The sequence below is a fragment of the Achromobacter sp. genome (genome assembly GCF_049647645.1).
In the GTDB taxonomy this organism is placed as follows: Bacteria; Pseudomonadota; Gammaproteobacteria; order Burkholderiales; family Burkholderiaceae_B; genus Achromobacter.
In genome coordinates, this window is the sequence record NZ_JBARYB010000063.1 from 1 (window position 1) to 20,061 (window position 20,061).

Annotated in this window: 21 protein-coding genes and 1 pseudogene; 8 read left to right on the forward strand and 14 right to left on the reverse strand. The window is 66.3% G+C overall.

Annotation, left to right across the window (positions count from 1 at the left end; translation table 11 throughout):
* Together WBB14_RS07245 and WBB14_RS07250 are read right to left on the reverse strand one after the other, a co-directional pair.
* Positions 1 to 459: 4Fe-4S dicluster domain-containing protein (locus WBB14_RS07245; protein ID WP_424239229.1), on the reverse strand; the 459-nt coding region annotated here is incomplete at its 3' end.
* Positions 460 to 566: 107 nt separating this feature from the next.
* The gene (locus WBB14_RS07250; RefSeq protein ID WP_424239230.1) at positions 567 to 1,523 is read right to left on the reverse strand and encodes a helix-turn-helix domain-containing protein; all 957 of its coding nucleotides are present in this window, start codon (positions 1,521 to 1,523) and stop codon (positions 567 to 569) included.
* 147 nt (positions 1,524 to 1,670) lie between these two features.
* Here WBB14_RS07250 and WBB14_RS07255 point away from each other — a divergent pair, with 147 nt between their 5' ends.
* A complete protein-coding gene (locus WBB14_RS07255; RefSeq protein WP_424239231.1) occupies positions 1,671 to 2,636 on the forward strand; it encodes a Bug family tripartite tricarboxylate transporter substrate binding protein in 966 nt (321 codons plus the stop codon).
* A 37-nt stretch (positions 2,637 to 2,673) separates the two neighbouring features.
* On the opposite strand, the gene WBB14_RS07260 is transcribed toward WBB14_RS07255, so the two are convergent.
* Positions 2,674 to 3,462: an IclR family transcriptional regulator gene (locus WBB14_RS07260; RefSeq protein WP_424239232.1), complete on the reverse strand. Its 789-nt coding sequence runs from the start codon at positions 3,460 to 3,462 to the stop codon at positions 2,674 to 2,676.
* 143 nt (positions 3,463 to 3,605) lie between these two features.
* On the opposite strand from WBB14_RS07260, the gene WBB14_RS07265 reads away from it, so the two are divergent.
* The 4 genes from WBB14_RS07265 to WBB14_RS07280 are packed head-to-tail and all read left to right on the forward strand — an operon-like array spanning position 3,606 to position 7,544.
* On the forward strand, positions 3,606 to 4,562 hold the full coding sequence (locus tag WBB14_RS07265; protein WP_424239249.1) for a Bug family tripartite tricarboxylate transporter substrate binding protein: 957 nt from the start codon (positions 3,606 to 3,608) through the stop codon (positions 4,560 to 4,562).
* Between the two features lie 20 nt (positions 4,563 to 4,582).
* Positions 4,583 to 5,803: a CaiB/BaiF CoA transferase family protein gene (locus tag WBB14_RS07270; RefSeq protein WP_424239233.1), complete on the forward strand. Its 1,221-nt coding sequence runs from the start codon at positions 4,583 to 4,585 to the stop codon at positions 5,801 to 5,803.
* Positions 5,800 to 6,552 carry an enoyl-CoA hydratase/isomerase family protein gene (locus WBB14_RS07275; protein WP_424239234.1) on the forward strand — a complete coding sequence of 251 codons (753 nt, stop codon included), beginning with the start codon at positions 5,800 to 5,802 and terminating at the stop codon, positions 6,550 to 6,552. The genes WBB14_RS07270 and WBB14_RS07275 overlap by 4 nt, the downstream gene beginning before the upstream one ends.
* A 14-nt stretch (positions 6,553 to 6,566) precedes the next feature.
* Positions 6,567 to 7,544, forward strand: coding sequence for a Bug family tripartite tricarboxylate transporter substrate binding protein (locus WBB14_RS07280; RefSeq protein ID WP_424239235.1), 978 nt, complete (start codon positions 6,567 to 6,569; stop codon positions 7,542 to 7,544).
* Positions 7,545 to 7,595: 51 nt separating this feature from the next.
* Here WBB14_RS07280 and WBB14_RS07285 read toward each other — a convergent pair whose 3' ends face one another.
* From WBB14_RS07285 to WBB14_RS07295, 3 genes are all read right to left on the reverse strand, one after another.
* On the reverse strand, positions 7,596 to 8,201 hold the full coding sequence (locus WBB14_RS07285) for a hypothetical protein (protein ID WP_424239236.1): 606 nt from the start codon (positions 8,199 to 8,201) through the stop codon (positions 7,596 to 7,598).
* Positions 8,202 to 8,265: 64 nt separating this feature from the next.
* Complete coding sequence (locus tag WBB14_RS07290) at positions 8,266 to 9,384, reverse strand: glycosyltransferase family 4 protein (RefSeq protein ID WP_424239237.1); 1,119 nt, start codon at positions 9,382 to 9,384, stop codon at positions 8,266 to 8,268.
* Positions 9,359 to 10,315 (reverse strand): glycosyltransferase family 9 protein, encoded by a 957-nt coding sequence (locus WBB14_RS07295; protein ID WP_424239238.1) that lies wholly within the window; start codon positions 10,313 to 10,315, stop codon positions 9,359 to 9,361. The genes WBB14_RS07290 and WBB14_RS07295 overlap by 26 nt, the downstream gene beginning before the upstream one ends.
* A gap of 447 nt (positions 10,316 to 10,762) precedes the next feature.
* Here WBB14_RS07295 and WBB14_RS07300 point away from each other — a divergent pair, with 447 nt between their 5' ends.
* The gene (locus WBB14_RS07300; RefSeq protein WP_424239239.1) at positions 10,763 to 11,161 is read left to right on the forward strand and encodes a PRC-barrel domain-containing protein; all 399 of its coding nucleotides are present in this window, start codon (positions 10,763 to 10,765) and stop codon (positions 11,159 to 11,161) included.
* A 142-nt stretch (positions 11,162 to 11,303) separates the two neighbouring features.
* A complete protein-coding gene (locus WBB14_RS07305; protein WP_424239240.1) occupies positions 11,304 to 11,507 on the forward strand; it encodes a hypothetical protein in 204 nt (67 codons plus the stop codon).
* A gap of 3 nt (positions 11,508 to 11,510) precedes the next feature.
* Here the strand turns inward: WBB14_RS07305 and WBB14_RS07310 are convergent, their stop codons facing one another.
* The 7 genes and pseudogenes from WBB14_RS07310 to WBB14_RS07340 form a co-directional block, all read right to left on the reverse strand.
* Positions 11,511 to 11,744: a DNA-3-methyladenine glycosylase gene (locus WBB14_RS07310; RefSeq protein ID WP_424239241.1), complete on the reverse strand. Its 234-nt coding sequence runs from the start codon at positions 11,742 to 11,744 to the stop codon at positions 11,511 to 11,513.
* 95 nt (positions 11,745 to 11,839) lie between these two features.
* Positions 11,840 to 12,034, reverse strand: a pseudogene (locus tag WBB14_RS07315) (DUF4142 domain-containing protein); the annotation flags it as partial.
* A gap of 363 nt (positions 12,035 to 12,397) precedes the next feature.
* Entirely contained in the window at positions 12,398 to 14,161 is a 1,764-nt protein-coding gene (locus WBB14_RS07320) for a gamma-glutamyltransferase family protein (RefSeq protein ID WP_424239242.1), read from the reverse strand.
* A gap of 51 nt (positions 14,162 to 14,212) precedes the next feature.
* Positions 14,213 to 15,223, reverse strand: coding sequence for a Bug family tripartite tricarboxylate transporter substrate binding protein (locus WBB14_RS07325; RefSeq protein WP_424239243.1), 1,011 nt, complete (start codon positions 15,221 to 15,223; stop codon positions 14,213 to 14,215).
* A 121-nt stretch (positions 15,224 to 15,344) separates the two neighbouring features.
* Positions 15,345 to 16,346 carry a tripartite tricarboxylate transporter substrate binding protein gene (locus tag WBB14_RS07330; protein ID WP_424239244.1) on the reverse strand — a complete coding sequence of 334 codons (1,002 nt, stop codon included), beginning with the start codon at positions 16,344 to 16,346 and terminating at the stop codon, positions 15,345 to 15,347.
* Between the two features lie 17 nt (positions 16,347 to 16,363).
* On the reverse strand, positions 16,364 to 17,386 hold the full coding sequence (locus WBB14_RS07335; protein ID WP_424239245.1) for a dipeptidase: 1,023 nt from the start codon (positions 17,384 to 17,386) through the stop codon (positions 16,364 to 16,366).
* Positions 17,387 to 17,433: 47 nt separating this feature from the next.
* A complete protein-coding gene (locus WBB14_RS07340; protein WP_424239246.1) occupies positions 17,434 to 18,780 on the reverse strand; it encodes an NAD(P)/FAD-dependent oxidoreductase in 1,347 nt (448 codons plus the stop codon).
* 176 nt (positions 18,781 to 18,956) lie between these two features.
* On the opposite strand from WBB14_RS07340, the gene WBB14_RS07345 reads away from it, so the two are divergent.
* Positions 18,957 to 19,718, forward strand: a complete 762-nt coding sequence (locus WBB14_RS07345; protein WP_424239247.1) for an IclR family transcriptional regulator — start codon at positions 18,957 to 18,959, stop codon at positions 19,716 to 19,718.
* A 42-nt stretch (positions 19,719 to 19,760) separates the two neighbouring features.
* Here WBB14_RS07345 and WBB14_RS07350 read toward each other — a convergent pair.
* The coding region (locus WBB14_RS07350) for an FAD-dependent oxidoreductase (RefSeq protein WP_424239248.1) at positions 19,761 to 20,061 on the reverse strand (301 nt) is incomplete at its 5' end.

The window sequence follows — 20,061 nt, forward strand, 5'->3', positions numbered from 1 at the left end:
GGATAGGGAGGCCAACGCCCCCAACGGCCCGCCCAGGCGGCCCGCGACGCCGCGCAGCAACCGACCTGCGGTTGCTGCGGGACGCAGCAGCGCGGGGGTTGTCAGCACACGGGCCAGCGCCGAGCGCAGCAAACGCTGCGTCAGCGGGCGCGCCTTGCTTTTTTCGATGTGCTCGCGGGCGCCGTCGATGATGGTGTGATACGAGACGCCGGCCGCGCAAGTTGTTTCGCACGACAGGCACGACAGGCAGCGGTCCAGATGGCGTACGGCGGTCGGACTGGGGGCATTGCCGCTGTCCAGCATCTCGCGCGCCAGTGCGATCCGGCCGCGTGGTGAATCAAGCTCTTCGCCATCGAGCACGTAGGTAGGGCAGACCGCGGTGCAGAAGCCGAAATGCACGCAACTGTCGGTGGCGGCGCGGACCGCGTCTTGGCGGTGGATGGTGATGGTCTTGGGCATGGTGCGACGGAAGCTTGCCGGCCAGGGCCGGGATGAAGCTCATTCTGCCGTCGGGAGCTGCGCGGGGCTGTGCCCAGCGCGCCAGCGGACGCCGCCCAGGGCGTCATTCAGCTGCGAGTCTGCCCTTGCTTGAGCAGATTCACGGGCAATTCGCCGTAGCGCTCGGAGAAGCGCCGCGTGAAGTGGGAGAGATTGTTGAAGCCGCAGGCAAAGGCGGCCTCGCTGACCGTGCGGGTCTTGCCGGCCGCCAGCAGCTCATGTGCGAGCGCCAGGCGGGCCTGTACCACGTAGGCCTCGAACGACAGCGCGGCATGCCGCGCGAACAGGCGGTGCAGGGTGCGGACCGATATGCGGCAGGCAGCGGCCACCGTCGCGGGCGACAGGTCCGGGTTGGCGATTGCCGTATCGATGTGGCGCTTCACGCCGACGAAGCTCAGTTCGGTGGAAGGGGGCGCCGCGGCGTCCGCCATGGATGCACACTGCAGCGCAACGATTTCGATGACGGCGTCCAGCAGGGTGTCGACGGTGCGGTCCTGCAGTTTGACCTGGGTGTCGGTCAGCAGGCGCATGGCTTCGGTGAGCACAGGCGCGAATGGCATATCGACCGGCAGGCTGGCCGGCGCGCGCAGCCGCCGCATGCCCGGGGCGCGCGCGCTCAAGGCGTGGCGCGGCAACAGGACCAGCCGGCGCGAGGTCGCTTCCGGGAACGTGATGTCGAATGCGGATCCGGTATCGAGCAGTCCGAATTCTCCGGGCCGCAGGCACAGCTGTTCGTCACCCTGGGACATCAGGGCGCTGCCCTGCAATTGCAGGCTGAGCATGAGGTGATCGCCATTGAGACGGCTGACTTGCCGCTGGGAGCGCCGGATCATGTGCGGAGAACTCGCGAAGTTCACGAGCCGGACCCCCGCGCGGTTCTGACTGAACATCGTGCCCGCGAATCCGGCGTCCGGTTCGGTGCGGAATTCAGAATCGAGCACACCGGCGCAGACCGCATCCTGCCAGAACGCCAGGGCGTGCTGGCCGTGATCGTGGGTGCTCCAGTTGTGCCATTCAGGTGCCATCTCGGCTCCGGGGTCCGTTGCGCGCTGTCGCTGCCAGCAGCATCGGCTGGCACGTTGGGTCGTGCCCAATGTAGCGAGGCGGTGGAGAATGGGCCATCCGTGCATTCCCCAGTAATGGCGCACTAGGTTCAACGAATGGAGCGTGGCATGAAACGGTTCTTATCTTTGTGGGCAGGTGCTGTGCTCGCGGTGTCGGCCTGTGGCGCCGCGGCGCAAGAGTATCCGGCGCGGCCCGTGCGCATGATCGTGGGCTTCGCGCCTGGCGGCGGCAACGACATCCTGGCCCGCCTGATGGCCGAGCAGTTGCAACGCCGCCTGGGCCAGCCCTTCATCGTGGAGAACCGGCCGGGCGCCAGTGGCGCCATCGCCATCGGCGCGGTCAAGCGGGCGGAGCCGGACGGCTACACCTTGCTGGTGGGGCCAAGCAGCGGCATGACCGTCAACCCGGCCATCTATAACAACCTGGACTACGACCCCGTCGCCGATTTCGCGCCGATCTCCCTCGTCGGGGACATTCCGATGATCCTGACGGTCAAGGCGGACAGCTCGGCGCGCTCGGTGGCCGATCTGGTCGGCCAGGGCAAGAAGAGCGGCAAGCCTCTGTTCGCGGGCTCGGGCGCCAACTCCTTCCAGCTCGCTACCGGACTCTTCGCCCAGCGTGTCGGCCTGGAAACGGAGGTGGTCAACTACAAAGGGAATTCCGCCGTGGTTGCGGCGTTGTTGGCCAACGAGATCGACTTTGCGCTGATCGACACCGCGGCCGTATTGCCTCAGATCCGCAGCGGCCGACTGAAGGCGCTGGCGGTCACGGGCGCGAAGCGCTTCACCTTGCTGCCAGACGTGCCTACCGTCGCGGAGTCCGGCGCGCCGGGCTTCGCCATGTCATTCTGGTCGTCCCTGTACGCCCCGGCGGGTACGCCGCAAGCCGTCATCGAGAAGCTACAGACCACCGTATCCGCCGCCGTGCGCGAGCCCGCCGTGGCCAATCGCTTGCTGGAACTGGGCATCGATCCCGTAGGCAGCGCGCCGCAGGTCCTGGCCGACACCATGGCCCGGGAGATTCCGATGTATGCCGCGGCCGCCAAGGCGGCGAACCTGTCGCCAGTGCAGTAGGTGGGTGGAAGGGGGGGCGAAGCCGGTCTGCCGCGCATCAATCTCCGTCCAGAAACCCCTTGAGGCTGTCGAGTTCACGCCGCAACAGGCGCGCGGTTTCAGCCTGGCGCGCGATGGGCATGCGATCCGTGATGGCGCTCACGCTCATGGCCAGTACCGGCGCGCCGTCGGCGCGGGTCAGCGCGCAGCCTACCCCCAGGGCGCCGCTTACCGCGTAATTCTGCATGACCGAGTAGCCGCGCTGGCGCGTATTGACGCGTAGGCGGTCGATCATTTCGGCGCTTATGCCGCCGTACTCCTCGAGCCGCGACGAATTGGCTTTCACAACCCTGCGGGCTTCGGCATCTGGAAGAGTGGCCAGCAGCGCCATGCCCGCAGAGCCCACGCCCAGCGGATGCCGCTTGCCCGCGTGGCTGGCAAGGATCTGCATCGGGTAGTCGCCGATCTCGCGGTGTATGCCGACGGAGTCGGTGCCATCCCGGCCGATGAGGAATACCGCATCGCCCAGTTGGCGGGCCAGCCTGCGCATCCCTTCGACCGCCGCAACGATGAGCTCCTGGCTTACGTCGGGCGGGGTCCACAGGCTTGCCCGCAGGCGGTCGGCGTCCTCGCCGGCGAAGAAGCGTTTGCCGGCCTGGTTCCGGCGCACCCAGCCGCTGGCCTCCAGCGCCAGAAACAGACGTTGCACATTGACCCGGTCCAGGCCCGTGCGGGCCGCGACTTCGGTCGCCCCGAGCCCGGCGGGCGCAACGCTCTGCAACAGGCTGAGCACGTTCAATCCCTTGAGCAAGCTGCGCGGGCCGGAGGGTGGGGAGTCTGTCTGCATGTTCCTGAACAAGCTCATGTGTGCTGTATGTGTACACATTCTATATAGGAATTGTGCATTTTACGTACTATCCGATTCCACCAAATCAAACCAAGGAGACAACGATGCAGAAATCACGGAGGCACTTGCTGCGGCGGCCGGTGATGTACAGCGGTCTGGCCATGGCGCTGAGCGTTTGCGGATTCGTGGGCCAGGCCCGGGCGGCCTATCCAGAGCGCGCGATCACGCTGCAAGTGGGTTTCGCCGCGGGCGGCCCGACCGATGCCATGGCGCGCACGATCGCGTCGGAGATCGGCGCAGAGCTGAAGCAGACGGTCGTGGTGGAGAACAAGCCGGGGGCCGGCAGCAATATCGCCGCCGCACAGGTGGCCCGCGCCAAGCCGGATGGCTACACGCTGCTGATGGTGGCCGTCACCAGCGCCATCAACCAGACGCTTTACGACAAGCCCGGCTTCAATCTCGTCACGGATTTCGAGCCAGTGGGGCTGGTAGGAAAGATACCGAGCGTGCTGGTGGTGAATCCGAAGCTGCCGGTGCACAGCGTGCAGGAGCTGGTGACCTATGCGAAAGCCCATCCCGATACGCTGACTTTCGGCTCCTCGGGCAACGGCACCTCGATCCATATCGCGGGCGAAATGTTCAAGCGCGCCGCCGGTATTGAAGTCACCCACGTTCCGTATCGCGGCAGCGCCCCCGCGGGCGTGGCGGTCATGGCCGGGCAGGTTTCCTACATGTTCGACAACGTGCCGACCGTGTGGCCCTTCGTGTCGACCGACCGCATGCGCGCGTTGGCGGTGACGACCAAGGAGCGCATCGCCTCGGCGCCCCAGTTGCCGACCATGGCCGAATCCGGCTTTCCGGATTTCGACGTGTCGTCCTGGTATGGGCTGATCGCCCCTGCGCACACGCCGCCAGAAGCGATACGCGTGCTGGACCAGGCCCTGCAGAAGGTATTGGCCCGCGCTGACTTCCAGGAACGCATGAAAGGGCTGGGTGTCATCCTGCAGCCGGGCACGCCGGAATCATTTGGCACGTTCATGAAGGCGGAAGTCGAGCGTTGGGCGCCTATCGTCAAGGCTTCAGGCGCCAGCAACGAATGAACCGCGAGGTCGTGAACAATATGTCTTGCACAATCGGCAAGTCGGCCCTGAACGGGGTCGTGGTCCTGGATGTGTCGCGCGTGCTGGCCGGCCCCTTTGCCGCGCAGATGCTGGGCGATCACGGGGCCGACGTCATCAAGCTGGAATCGTATGACGGCGATGACACGCGGGGTTATGGACCGCCGTTCGTCGACGGCGACGCGCCTTACTACGTGGGCCTGAACCGCAACAAGCAGGACCTGGCGGTGGACCTGTCCACTCCGGCCGGCCGCGAAGTCCTGTTCAAGCTGTTGGAGCAGGTGGATGTGCTGGTGGAAAACTTCAAGCTCAGCACCTGGCGCAAGTGGGGCATAGACGATCCGGCGTCCCTGGCGCGCCGTTTTCCCCGGCTGATTCATTGCCGCATATCCGGATTCGGGGAAACGGGAGAACTGGGTGGCCTGCCGGGCTACGACGCCGCGGTGCAGGCGCTGTCGGGCCTGATGTCCATCAACGGCGATCCGGCGCTGGATCCCGTGCGCATCGGCATCCCGCTGGTCGATACTTCCACCGGCATGAACGCGGTCATTGGGGTGCTGCTGGCCCTGTACGAGCGCGAGAAATCCGGGCTGGGGCAGTCGATAGAGGTGACGCTGTTCGACACCGCGCTCGGCATGTTGCATCCGCATACCACCAATGCGCTCAACGGCGGCAGGTCGGCGCGCACCGGCAACGGCCATCCCAACATCGTGCCCTATGACCTGTATCCGACGCGCGGCGGAAAGCTGTTCGTGGCCGTCGGCAACGACCGGCAGTTCGCGCGCCTGTGCGAAGCGATAGGCCGGCCGGAACTGGCAACCGACGCGCGCTTTCGCAGGAACAGCGACCGCGTGGTCAACCGGGACGCGTTGCGCGCAGCCTTGTCCGAACTGCTTGCCGGTTTCGACAGCCAGCAGCTATTCCATCAATTGATGGACCTGGGCGTGCCTTGCGCGCCCATGCTGAGCGTGGAGCAGGCGCTGGCCATGGAGCATACCGCCACCCGGCAGATGTCCGCTTCGCTTGGCCAATACCGCGTCACGGGCATCCCGATCAAGCTGGAGCGCACGCCTGGCGCATTGCGCCTGCCGCCGCCAGGCATCGGCGAACACAGCGAGGAAATCATGCGGCGTTTCGGCTTCGGCGACGCGCAGATCCGCGCCGCGCAGGAGACCGGCGCGGTGCGCCAGGCGCAAGTACAACAACCCAGGGAACCACAATGATCAAGATCGAAGAATCGGACCGCCTGGCGGTGATCACCTACGACCGCGGCGAGCGCCGCAATGCGCTGTCGCTGCAGGCCATGAATGCACTCATCGACGTGGCGCATCGCTACCAGTCGCGCGTCGACATTACGGCCATCGTGCTGGCGGGAAGCGCGCAGGGATTTTCGGCGGGCGTGGATCTGAAGGATCCGCAGCGCTGGGCCATCGAGGAGAAGTCGCTGGACGAGCGCCGCTACCTGGCTTCGACCGGCGCCCGCATGTGCAAGGCATGGGAGAGCCTGCCGCAGCTCACCATTGCCGCCATCGAAGGATTCAATGTCGGCGGCGGCATTGCGCTGACCCTGGCGTGCGATTGGCGCGTCATGGCGGACAACGCTTTTCTCTTCGTGCCGGAAGTCCAGATCGGCATTCCGCTGGTATGGCATACCGTGCCTCGGCTGGTAAGCATGGTGGGCGCGTCGCGCGCCAAGCAGATCATGATGCTGGGCGACCGCATGCCCGCCGCCACGGCGCTGGAATGGGGCTTGGCGGATTGGCTGGCGCCGGCGGGCGCGACGGTGGAGCGCGCCACCGCGTTGGCCCGCCAGGTGGCGAAATCGCCGTCGCACGTGATCAAGATGAGCAAGGAAAGCGTCAATGCCCATGCCCATGCCCTGAACTTCGTCAGCACCTATATGGACGTGGACCAGGCGCTGGTATGCGGCCAGAGCGCCGAAGCGCGTCTTGCGCGCGAGAAGTTCATGTAACGCGGGAGACGATCATGTACAAGAAAAGACTGTTGATGCTGCTGCCTGTCATGGCGCTCTGCGCGGCCGGCGCGGCGCGCGCGCAATGGCCGGAACGGCCCCTCACCTGGATCGTGCCATTTTCCGCGGGCGGCCCGATGGATATCGTTTCCCGGCCCGTCGCCAAGAAAATGGGCGATATCCTGGGGCAGCCCGTCGTCGTCGAGAACCGCACGGGCGCGGGGGGAGCCCTGGGCGCGGACTATATCGCGCGCGCCAAGCCGGACGGCTACGTCATCGGTATCGGCAGCGTAGGCACCCAGACCATCGTGCCCAACGTCGCCAAGTCGGCCAAGTACGACCCCGTGAACTCCTTCTCCAATATCGGGTTGCTGGGGCGCTATACCAATGTGCTGCTGGTCAGCGCCCAGGCGCCGGTGACTTCGGTGGCGGACTTGGTCGCGCAGGCGCGGCAGCCCGGCGCCAACGTCACCTTTGGTTCGGCCGGCTACGGTTCGTCCAACCATCTTTCCGGCGAACTGTTGCGCGCGCTGACCGGCGCGGCCATGACGCATATCCCCTACCGCGGCAGCGCGCCCGCCCTGACGGACTTGCTGGCGGGCAATACCACCTTCATGTTCGACACGTTCAACACGGCGATGTCGCGTATCCAGGCGGGAAACTTGCGTCCTTTGGCCGTCACCAGCCCGAAACGCTCGCCGTTTCTGCCTGATGTGCCGACCATGGACGAGGCCGGCGTCGGCGGCTATTCGGCGGCAGGCGGCGAGCTGTGGTGGGGAGTGGTCGGGCCGGCTGGGATCCCCGCGCCGATCATGGACCGCTTGAACGCCGCGCTGCGAGAGGCGCTGGCGTCTCCGGACGTGCAGAAGCAGTTGAAAGACCAGTACGTCGAGATCTGGAGCAGTACGCCCGAGGAATTCACTGCGGTGGTGCGCGCCAGCTACCAGAACTGGAGCAAGTTGGTGAAGGAAGCAAAGATCGAGGCGGAATAGGCTGCGGAGGGGCTGTCCTGTCCGCCCGGAGGGCGGGCGGCAGGCGCTCCACTACTGGCTGAACTCAAAAACATAGCTGTTCGCCGACCCCGCCGCGCGGTTGTACAGCGGGCACCAGCCGTTCACCGGCGCGACTTCGCAGTAGCGGTTGCGGCCAAATACCTGGGAGATCTTCCAATCCTGAGTCTTGTCGGCGCGTTCCAGCTGGTACTGCATGCGCACGCCGCGTTCCTTGCGGTCGCGTTCATCGTTATCCACCGGGAAGCCGGGGGTCGAGGGCGTGGTGTTGCGGATCTGGGCGATGACGAAGGCGCGCGTGTCGGATTGGACGTCGACGTTGACGACGCTGCGCTCGTAGGTTTCGAGGCTGCATTTTTCGTCGCCGTTCTGGCGCGCCTGGAGTTGAGCCGTGGACAGGGAGTCTTCGGCCGCGCTGAACGGACGGTACAGCTCGGCCATTTCCTTGCAGGCGGTGGCGGTGTAGCGGTCGTGCGCGTCGCGGACCTGCCACCAGGATTTCACCGCCGCTTCCGGCGTATTGGCGGCCAGTTGCAGTTGCGGCGCGGCGGCTTGCAGCCGTTCCCAGGGTGTTTCTTCCTGCTTGGAGCAGCCCGTCAAGGCGATTGCCAGGACGAGCAGTAGGGCGGGCTTGATCACGGTACTGAATCGGGTAAATAAATCGGGGGCACCATGATAGCGCTTTCGCCGTGGCGATCGTCCGTCAACCGGGACGCAGCGCGCGTTTGTACGCCTCCAGGGTGCTGAACATCTTGCCCGCCAAGCGGAAGTTTGCCTCCGCATAGGCGCGGGCATTGCCGACCATGGTCTCGGTCTGTCCGGGATTGCGGTGGATCTGCATGATGCGCTCCGCGTAGCTGGCGACGTTTCCCGCCGGAGCCAGCCAGCCGGTCTGGCCCGCTACGATGATCTCCGGCAGACCGCCGACATCGCTGGCGACCACGGGCCGCCGCGCCGCATAGGACTCGGGCACGACGCGCGACCAGGCTTCGGTGGCCGAAGGCACCAGCACCACGTCGGCGGCGCGGATCATTTCCGCAACATTGTTGCGGTGACCGGCGAACACCACGTGCTCGGATATGCCCAGGTCCACGGTCAGTTGATGCAGCGCATAGGCATAGGGCTTGGTGCTGGCCGTGGGCATGCCGACTACCAGCGCGATGGCGGGCAGGCCCTGGCTGCGCAGCCGCTGCACCACGCGCAACAGGTCGGCCTGGCCTTTCTCGGGGCGCAGCATGCCTATGGTGGCGATGACCCAGGCGCTGTCGGGGGCGCGGATGCCCAACGCCTGCCGGGTGTGTAGGCGTGCCTGCGGGGTGTCGCCAGACAGGAAGAACTCGTCGGCGGCCCATTCTCCGACCACGCTGATCTGCTCCGCGGCGGCCAGGCGCGCCGCCAGGATTTCCTGCTTGCCCAGCAAGCTGGTCGCGATGACGTGGTCGCAGCCGAATTTCCATTCCAGCCGGCGCCGCGGCGAGCTGCGCATGGGCTTGGCGAAATGGCGCGTCCTGACGACCGCGCACAGGTCGCGGCACAGCGCGGCGGTCTTGCCGTCCGCCCGGCTGTGGCTGTCGATGACGTCGATGCGCAGCGCCTTGACGGCGCGGCGCAGCTTGAGGACCGTGGCGGGCGAGTAGGCGGAATCGAAGTCGATGTCGACCGCGCGCAGGCCGCGCTGACGCGCTTCGCGTCCGATCTCGCTGCCTGCCGGCGCCGCGATCGCCACTTCGTATCCATGGCGGTGCAGCCATGCCGATTGTTCCAGGACGCGGAATTCCAGTCCGCCCAGGCTGCGCTCAGCCAGCGTATGCAGGATGCGCATGATGCTCCAGGACCTTGCGGCAGGCGGCCAGCACGTCGTCGGGCGTGATGGAGTTGATGCCGTCGCGGGGATGGCGGGGAACCACGGCGGCGGAGTAGGGCCGGTCCCAGAACCACTCGGGATTGGACTCGTTGAAGACGCCGACATAGGGCACGCAGGCGCCTTGCGCGATATGCGAGGGGCCGCAATCGTTGGCCACCACCAGGCGCGCGCGCAGCATGATGGCGCTGAGCTCGGGCACGGAACGGCAGTAGGCGATCGAGAATTCCGGACGCCGCAGGGTTTCGAGCCTGTCGCGTTCGGCGGTTTCCTGCGCTCCCAGCACGAACAGGAAGCGGGTGTCCTGGCCCAGCAGCAGTTTGAGCCTCTCGGCCAGGCGCAGGTAGTTCAGCAGGCTCCAGCGCTTGAAGGCGCCTGAACCGCCGCCGGGTATCAGCACCACGTCGGCGCTCGGCGCTTCATGGATATGCGGGCGCGCCAGCGCCTGGAAACAGCGCCGCGCCGCGAGCTCGGCGTCGAACCCGCGGTACGACGCCAGCAGGCGCAGATTGGCCAGGCCGATGTATTCGGCGATGTTCTTGCGGTGGCAATGGGTCCAGACCAGATCGCTCATGCGCTCGTTGCGAAAGCCGAAGCGCAAGGCGGGCCGGCGCAGCAGGTTGAGCAGGCCGAAGCGTTCGCTGCTGTGATGCAGGCTGACGCAGACAGGGGTGTTCTTCCTCAAAGTGCGCAGGTAGTCGCCGAAGGTGGCGGCGCGCACGAACTCGTCGACCCAGGGCACGCCCTGGTAGAAGCCGGCCAGGTCGTCGCGGGCGACCACCCGGATCCGCCTGGATGCCCACCAGGTTTTCAATTGGTAGAGCGCCGGCAGGGCGACGATCTGGTCGCCCAGCCGAGGCTGGCTTCTGACATAGACAACGACTTCCGGCATGAATGGCCTCGTTAGCGCGGCAGCGATTTTTCGGGGGTCCGGGGACCACTGCCGCGCAATGTATCGATCGAGTCGAACGAATCTTTCCGAGGTCTTTTAAAGAGTGTGAAAAACATGCCGGCGCTACTGCACAAAACTAAACAACCCTGCCGTTTGGCGGCCGCCGGGGGGCGTTGCGCAAGCGCCGTACCCATTGCGGCTCCCCCGGCGGACCGGTGCGCGCATCGGAAAAATGTACCGACCGCTGCCATCGGCGTGCAGTTCAAGGCAGCAAAGTCAGCGCAGCCGTAGCGTTGGTGCACGCAGCAAGGCGCGGCCCGGAGATATCGGGCGCAGGCGGCGCCGGACGGGCACGCTGCTTGCTGGAGTGGTCATCTCGGATCGGCGCACAGGGTGCCGCCGCAACCGGAGTTCAACGTGGGGATAGGCCCCGCACAGGAGAAACGCATGGAGCATCAAACCAATATTGTTGGCGGACCCAAGGGCTCGGCAACCGGGCCTGGTCCGGAAGTCATGGCTGCAGACACCCTGGAGGGCAACGATGTCGTCAACGCTACAGGCGAGGGACTGGGATCCATCAAGGACATCATGATCGACGTGCCGCGCGGGCGAGTCGCCTATGCGGTGCTGTCGCGGGGCGGAATCCTGGGAATGGGCGACAAGCTCTTTGCCATACCATGGGCGGCCTTGACCCTGGACACCGACCGCAAGTGCTTCATCCTGAATGTGGACAAGGAGGTGCTGAAAAACGCGCCGGGCTTCGACAAGGACGATTGGCCCAGGATGGCGGACGAAAGCTGGGCGCTGAGCGTGCACAAGTACTACAACCAGGACCCCTACTGGTAAACCGGAAGTGATGAAGAGGGCGGCTGGCAGCCGCCCTTTTTTGCGGCAGCCGCGGCCACACGGCGTGAACGGCCCAGGCCGCAGGCACACCGCTTGCTGATGCAGCGGACTGCTGCATCCCCTTACCTTCAGGAGTAGCGTCATGGAAAATTTCGAGCGTGACACGACGGCGCCTTGCGCCGAGATTTTGAGCGAGGGCGAACTGAGGGCGCGGCGCACGCTTGAAGCCGCGCGCCGTCTGCTCGATCCCCACGCACAGCCAGCGGTGGAAGTCTCGTCGGTCGAGGCGGAACTCATGCGCTACGTCAAGGAAGCGTATCGCCGGCGCTCGCACACATACGGTTGAGCGCTACGGCTGCTGTTCGTCCCAGACGGACATGTGCCGGTACTGTTCGGCGCGGGCCAGCGTGCGGTAGAAATCCGCGCCGACCCGGATCAGCCTTTCCAGTTCCTCGGGCCGCAGCCTCGGCTGCAGCGCTACCAGGCATTCGGCATAGTTGGCCAATACCTCGGGCCAGTCATTGAAGTCCCGGTTGATCGCTGGCGTGGCGATCATTTGTGCCAATAGTTCCTCGCGATCCATATGCATGTTCCGCAGCAAGCGTACTGGTTGCAGATGCGCCTGCAGGTCTGCGCATCTGTTCCTTCGGGGGATGCAAATCCGGTTCGGGGTGTCTCCTACTTTTTGACCGCATCCATGCGCTGTTGCATGCTGGTGGCCATTTCCAGGTGTTGTTGCAGAACGGGCAGGGTCTCGATGGCGAATTGCTTGACGTCGGGATCCTTCACGTCGTTCGAGGCCTTTTCGAAAAGCTTCACTGCGTCCTGGTGCGCGGAGACGCCGATCTCGTCCACATACGCCTTGTCGAAGGGGGCGTGGCGGGCGCTGTCTGCGCCTGTGAGGCATGGGCGGCAGCCGAGGTCATCGAGGCTAGAAGGGTGGCAGTCAGGTAACGGGTTTTCATGGAAACCTCCAAGATCAGGCGCGGGGCGCCGTGGTTAGCGGGGTGTCTGGCATTTGCCAGCAATTGCTGTTCCCGCTCATCGCACCTGGATGGTCCGGCAGACTGTGCCGATGGTTTGACGAGGCCATTATTCCGGGCATGGCGCGCCCGATCCGGCCTCCCGCCGCCTTGCGGGCATGATGGATCTCCGTAGGGCTGCACGGGGCGGTGCGAGGCATGCGCAGCAAGCGGCATGCCTGGCCTTACGTTCCTCCCAACGGGCCGCGCTTACTTACCATCCGGCCGCGTACGCCGGCCGGCGCGGGTCCGCGCCGCCCCATCGCACGCCGCTCTCCAGGTCATGTCTGACCATGCAGACGGCGCCGGCCCGCCAGCTGTGGCCCTGCCACCATTTGACGGTATGCCCCATTGCGGCAAGCTTTTCGCCCGCGCCGTGCGCGATCAGGTCTTCGATCATCAACCGGCCCGGCATGGCGTTGTGCGGTTCAAACGACGAGGGGAAGCTGAAGCTTGCAAAGCGCGGAGCCTCGACCGCCTGTTGCACGTCCATGCCGAACAGCTCCATGTTCAGGAAGGTCTGCAGCATGGCCTGGCACTGTACGTCGCCCCCGGGCGTGCCGAAAGGCATGACGTATTGGCCGGGCCGGATGGCCAGCGAGGGGTTGGGCGTGAGCCGCGGGCGGCGGCCCGGCCCGATTGCGCAGGGATGGCCGGCCTCGGCCCAGGATTGGCTGCCGCGCCCGGATGCGCAGATGCCGGTTCCTGGAATGATGGGGACGTTGTAGGAACCGTCGCTGGGTGTGGCCGAAAAGGCGTTGCCTTCCCTGTCCACCACCGCCACATAAGAGGTATCCAGGCGCGGATCCGTGCGCGCCATGTCTTCGGGGCCGGCCGCGCGCAGGTCGATATCGCGCGCCTCGGGCAGCGCGCCCGCGCGCGGCATGTCCGGGCCGGCGCGATCCCGGGCGATCATGGCCAGCCGCGCGCGCGCGTATTCCTTGGACAGCAAGGTTGCTTGCGGCACCTGGGCGTGGCGCGGGTCGGCGTAGTGCACTTCGCGGTCGGCGAAAGCCAGTTTGATCGCTTCGGTCAGCAGATGCACATAAGGGGCGGAGTTGTGGCCCAGGGCGCGCAAATCGCAGGGCTCAAGAATGTTCAGCATTTGCAGCAGCGAGGGGCCCTGGCACCAGAAGCCGCAGCTGTGCACCTGCGTGCCGTGGAAGTCCGTGGACAGCGCCGGATCGACTTCGACGGAAAAGCCGCGCAGGTCCTCGTGGGTGATCAGCCCGCCTGCTTCCTTGTGATACTTGACTATGGCCGCGGCGATGTCGCCTTCGTAGAACGCGCGGCGGGCGGCGGCCAGGCCGGCCTGCCGGCCGTCGCCGCGATGGGTGCGCTCTTCGTCGGCCATGTACTGGATGCTGCGCGCCAGGTCGGCCTGGCGGAAGATCGATCCCGCCGCAGGCGGCTTGCCGCCGGGCAGGTAGATCGCGGCGCTGGAAGCCCAGCGGGCGTAGTTCTTTTCGTTTTCGGCCAGCACTTCGGCCATCAGCGGGTACATGACGAAGCCTTCGCGCGCCAGCCGGATGGCGCCGGCCGCGACCTCGCCGAAGCCCATGGTGCCGAATCGCTCCAGCGCGGTGATCCAGGCGTCGGGCGCGGCCGGAATGACGGTACGCAGCACGCCCGCCGGGATCGTGCCGGCGTGTTTTTCCAGGAAGGTCTCCAGGCGCGCGGCCTTGGGCCAATAGCCCAGCCCGGAAATGCTCCACACCTTGCGGGTCTTGGCCTGGTAGACCAGGATGGGCGCGACCCCGCCGAAGTTGACGATGTCGCTCTGAACCACGCCCAATGCGATGCCCGCCGCAACGCCGGCATCGACGGCGTTGCCGCCCGCCTGGAGTATGTCCATGCCGGCCTGCGTGGCCAGGTAGTGGCCGGCCGAGATCATGTGGTTCAGGCCGGCCAGCGCGGGGCGCATGGAAGAGGGGGCGCTGCCGGCGGTCAGGTCGGGGGCGTGGGAGGAATTGGACATCGAAGTCTCCGGTCGGAAGAGGTTCCTGCTGGCCTGTGCGGGTTCAAAAGGTCATTGCGGCTTGATGCCCAGCTTTTGCGTCACGTCCTGCCAGCGCTTGAACTCGGCTTGCAGGTAGCTGCGGAATTCGTCGGGGGAGCTGCCTTCCACCATCACGTCACGCGCTTCCATGGCGGCGCGCACGTCGGCGCTGGACAAGGCTGTCTTGGTAGCCTTGTACAGGCCGTCGACGATCCCGGGCGGCGTGCCCTTGGGCAATAGCAGGCCGTACCAGGAACCGCCGACCAGGTTCGGATAGCCGCTTTCCTTGGCGGTGGGAATTTGGGGCGCCCGGTCCAGGCGCTGGTCGCTGAAGATGGCCAGCGCCTTCAGCTTGCCGTTGCGGATGAAGGGCAGCGTGGTGCCGGGCGTGTCCAGCGTGTATTGCACCTGGCCGGCCATGACGTCGTTGAGCAGCGCCGCGCTGCCCCGGTAGGGCACGTTCGTGGTCTTGATCCCCGCGTCCATGTTCAGCTGCTCGGAAAAAAAGAAGTTGGCGGTCATGATGCCCGGCGAGGCATAGTTGACCTCTCCGGGACGGCTGCGCGCGTACTCCACCAGTTCAGGCAGCGTGTTGGGCGGGAACCCCGGGTTGGCGACCAGGATGAAGGGGCCGCCGCCGATGCGGGTGACGGGGATCAGGTCGTTCATGGGATCGTAGGGCAGGTCCTTGACCGTGAGCGGCGCTCCGGTCAGGGGCGACGCCGTGGCGAATAGCACGGTGTAGCCGTCGGGCTCGGCCCGCACGACCTGCTGGGTCGCGATGGTGCCGCTGGCACCCGCGCGGTTCTCAACCACAACGGGCTGCTTGAGCTCCTGGCCCAGCTGTTGCGCCAGCATGCGCGCCACCGTGTCCGTGCCGCCGCCCGGCGGGTATCCGACGATCAGGCGTATCGGCTTGGCGGGCCATGCCTCGGCCAGCGCCGCGACCGGGTGTGCGGCGGCCAGCAGGCCGGCCAGGCTGCACAAGGCAGCGAGCGCGCGGCGGCGCGTACGCAGAATGGCGGGTGCTCGAACAATCATGGATATCTCCTGGACTCTTCTTGCTGGCCGAGGCCCTGGCGGACGCCCAGCGGTTGTCGGATCGTGCGCGGCCGCAAACCGAAGCGGCCCGGCTGCGGCGGCGCAGCCGGGCCGTGGCGCCTCACTTGGTGGCGGCCAGCCCCAGCTTGCGGACGATCTCCGCTTCCAAGGCGTATTGCCGGGCGGCATAGGCGGCATAGTCCTTGCCGTCCATGTAGACCAGTTCCTGGCCGTACTGGGTCAGTATTTGTTTGAAGGCATCGGATTCGGCCACCTGCTTGAAGACGGCATGCAACCTGGAAACGACGGCGGGCGGCATGCCCTGGGGGCCGGCGATGCCGAATGGCGCGTTGGCCGGCGGCGTGCCGTCCACTTCGTGCAGGGTGGGCGTGTCGGGATACTGGGCGCTGCGCTGTTCGCCCCAGGTGACCAGCATGCGCATCTTGCCGGACTGCACCATGGGCTGCACGGTGGTCGAGCCGGCGTACGCCGTGATCTGGCCCCCGATCACCGCGGTCAACACCTCGGATTCGCCCTTGTAGGGGATATGGCGCCACGTCACGCCGTTGCGGCCGGCGATGTCTTCCATCATCACGTTGGAGGCGCTGCCGACGCTGGCCGTGCCATAGGTGACTTCATTCGGGTGCTGTTTGGCGTAGCTGATGAAGTCGGCCCAGGTCTTGTACGGCGAGGCGGCAGGCACCGCCACGCCCAGCGTGTAGCCGCTGAGCATCATGACGTAGGTGAAGTCGCGTGTGGGGTCGTAGCCCATCTCCTGGATGTGCGGCATGCGATAGACCGGGCTGGGCAGGACGGCCAGCGTGTAGCCATCGGGACGCGCGCTCTTGATGGCGCGCGCGCCCATGGTCGCGCCGGCTCCGCCGCGGTTCTCGATGACGATGGCCTGGCCCAGTTCGGGCGCGGCGAGTTCGGCGAACTTGCGGATCACGATGTCGGTGGAGCCGCCCGCCTGGTAGGGCACGATGATGTGGACAGGCTGGGCGGGATAGGGGGCGGCAGCGGCAGCGGCAGCGGGCGCGGTGATGGCGGCGCCCGCAAGCGGCAAGGCGCGGGCCGCGCAAGCCAGCGCGGCGGTGAAGTAGCGGTGCAGGCGCAGGGTCATGGTGGTCTCCATTCGATTCAGGCGGCAGCCCATGCTTGCGCGAATGCGCGCTGGAAGTTTCCGCCCAGCACGCCCAGGATCTGGCTGTCGGTCAGCCCGGCCTGGTGCAGCGCGTGGGTGAAAGCGGGGAATTGCGCCGGCGTCGGGGTTTCGACGGGATAGCGTGCTTCCATGACGTCGCCAAAGGCGTCGGAGAAGTCGCCGCCCGATTTGGCGTACTTGGTGCGCGACATCACCATTACGTGACGCACGGCCTCGTAGGTGTCGACAGACGGGAAGTCGGTGCCGATGCCCACGTGCTCGTAGCCGACCAATTCGCCGATGTACTTCACATTTGCGACGAAGTCCGACAGCAAGGGTTGCTGGCGCGGATCGCCGCGCCAGCTCAGATAGGCGTGGATGCTGCAGCCCACCACGCCGCCGGTCGCGGCGACCGCCTTGATGACCTCATCCGACTTGTTGCGCGGACGCGTGATGACGGCGTTGGCGTTCGCATGGGTCAGCAGCACCGGCTTGCGGCTGTGATGGGCGGCATCCAGGCAGGTCTGCGGCGCGCAGTGGCTGAGGTCGATGGCGATACCGACCCGGTTCATCTCTTGGACCATCTTCACGCCCAGGTCGCTGAGTCCGGCGTTGCGTTTTTCCAGGCAGCCGTCGCCCAGCAGATTGGCTTCGTTGTAGGTCAACTGGATGACGCGCATGCCCAATTCATGGAACAGGGCGACGCGGTCGATCTGGTCGCCCAGCGGCTTGCCGTTCTGCCAGCCCATGATGAGCCCCAGCTTGCCGGCTTGCTTGGCGCGGGCGATGTCATCGGCCTTTTCCACCAATAGCCAGGGCGAGTCCGGCGCAGCGCAGCGCTGGCGCCAGGCCATGCAGTCGCGCAGCGCCTGCTCGAAGTCCGCGGCCATCTCGCTGATCGTGACGTTGATGGCGCTGACACCGCCGGCCAGCATGTCGCGGGTGCTGCCGTCGCTGAAGAAGACCAGGCCGTCGACGACGGTGGCGCGGCGATGCAGGTCGACGCTGTGGCTATCCATGAAAGAATTCCCCTGTGGTTGTATGAGTGATCGGAGGCTTGCGGCCGTCATGTGCCGTAGCGGCCGTAGCGGAACGGGTGCAGATCGATGGCCGGCGTCTGGCCCTGGATCAGCTGCGCCATGGCTTCGCCAGCGGCCGGGCCGATGCCGAATCCGTGGCCCGAGAAGCCGGAAGCCAGGTAGAGCCCGGGCAGCCCGGGCACCGCGTCCATGACGGGCATCGCGTCCGGCGTGACGTCGATGTAGCCGGCCCAGGACTGCGCGATGCGCGCTGCACTGAACGCGGGAAAAGCCTGGACCAGTCTGCGCCAGGCCTGCTCCACGCCGCGCCTGGACGGCGACGGATCCAGCACGCGATGCCGCTCGAAGGGCGATACGCGATCGGCCGGAAAATGGCGCGGAATCTGCAGTTCCTCGAAGAAGCGCTTGCCGAAGCGCAGCCGCACGAAGCTGCTGTTGGCGCGCCACGCGCTGAAGAAATGAGGCATCAGGCGGAAGGTGTCGGGCACCACATCGGCCATCGATGCGCCGAACTGCGATACCGAGTATCCGCCGTCGGCGCGCTTGCGGCAGGTGAAGTCCTTGCCATTGATGGCAGCCAGCGGGCCCGTGTCCAGCGGGGTCGTGCGCAGCACGGATCCGCGGACCTTCAATTGCGGAAAGTCGGCGCCCAGATTGCCGCAGAACAGCCGTGACCAGGCGCCGGCCGCGACCAGGACCGCCTGGGCGGCGACGCGGCCGCGCTCGGTAAGCAGCGCGGATACGCGGCCCGCGCTGCGTTCCACGCCGCGCACGGCGCAGCCTTCCAGGATGTGCGCGCCCGCCGCGCGGGCCAGTGAGGCTATGCCGCGCGTTGCCAACTGCGGTTCGGCGACGCCGTCCGTGGGGCTGTACATGGCGCCCGTCCAGTCGCGTCCGGTCGACGGCAGCATTTTCCGCAGCACGCGGTTATCCAGCAGGCGGGCATCCACACCATGCGCGCGCGCGCCGTCGATCCAGGCCTGGTGGCCCGCCGCGTCCGCATCGTTTTCCTGCAGGTAGAACATGCCGCTGCGGCGGAAGCCCACATCCACCGTGGCCTGGATCTCCTGCCACAGCTGGTTCGCGCGCTGGGCCAGTGGCACTTCAGGCAGGTCTCGTCCCAGCGTGCGCACCCAGCCCCAGTTGCGCGACGATTGCTCGCAGGCCAGCGTGCCTTTTTCGAACACGGCGACCCGGAGTCCGGCGCGCGCGAGGGCGTAGGCAGTGCTGATGCCGATGATGCCGCCGCCGACGATGGCGACGTCGACGGCGGCAGGCAGCGCCATGTCCGAGGCGGGGGCGCCTGAGCTGTCGTTTGCGGCTTGCGGCATGGCGGTGGCGTGCGCCGGGTCTTGGGAGGGATACGCTTGCATGAAACCCCTATTTGTTTAATTATCGCTATTCGATAACAATATACGTATATCGATAAATCTCGGTGTTTTTATACTGCGCGCGGGGCCGGGCGACAACGTAAGGGTTTCCCTAGGCCATCTCGCTTTCCGGCTTTTTGCAGACAAAATTGCCTCCCCGCTACACACACGGAATCTGAATGTCTGAACCTTCCGCCTTGATGATCCAGTCGCTGGAAAAAGGGCTGGCCGTGCTGGAGTCCTTCCGCGGCCACGCCTCCTTGAGCTTGCAGGAGATGGCCCGCGAGAACGGCATCACCATCGGCTCGGCGCAGCGCGTGGCGTACACGCTGGAGAAAACCGGCTACCTGTCCAAGGATCCGCGCAGCAAGCGCTACAGCATGACGGTCAAGGCCGTGGGGCTGGGCTACAGCTATCTCTACCGGCAGCCCTTGTTCCAGCATGCGCATGCGGTGCTGCACCAGGTCAACCAGGAGTGCGGAGAGATCGTCAACCTTGCCGTGCCGGACGGCGACAACATGGTGTTCGTGATGCGGGTGGCGCCGGCCAGGCACATTCCCGAGTACCTGCCGGTAGGCACGCAGATACCGTGCGTGGCGACCGCCTCCGGGCGTGCGCTATGGGCCTTGTTGCCGCCGGAAGAACTCGATCTGAAGTTGCGCGGCATCACGTGCGTCAAGCACACGCCGCGCACCACCACCGATATCGGCGAGCTGCGCGCATTGATCGAAGAGGCCAGGCGCGACCAGTACGCCTATGCCGACGAAGAGTTCTACGCCGGAGACCTGAATGTGGCCGCGGTTATCCATGACGACAAGGGCAATCCCCTGGGCGCGCTCAACATATCCGTGCCCAAGCCGCGCTGGTCGCTGGAACGCGCGCGCGAGGAGTTGGGGCCGCTGGTGATCAGGGCGGCAAGAGCGATCAGCAAGCGCAGTTGATGCGGCCGCGCCGCGCAAGCCCTGGCGAGGCCGCCGCAAGGGTCACGCCTGAGCCGCCTTCCAGCGGCTGGCCGAGAACTTTTCAGCCATCATCAAGCCGCCGCCGCGTCCTGTCGCCATTTCGGCGATCACCTCGCCCACCGCCGGCGCGATCTGGAAGCCTCCGCCCGAGAATCCGAAGGCATGCAGCAGGCGCGGCACCCGGGGGCTGACGTCGATGACCGGGTTCTTGTCGGCGAAGTAGCCTTCGATGCCGGACCAGCAACGGATCACGCTGGCGCAAGCCAGGGCGGGCAGTACCGACGGAGCGGCGCGCCCAAGCTCGGCGAGCGCGGCGCGGCCG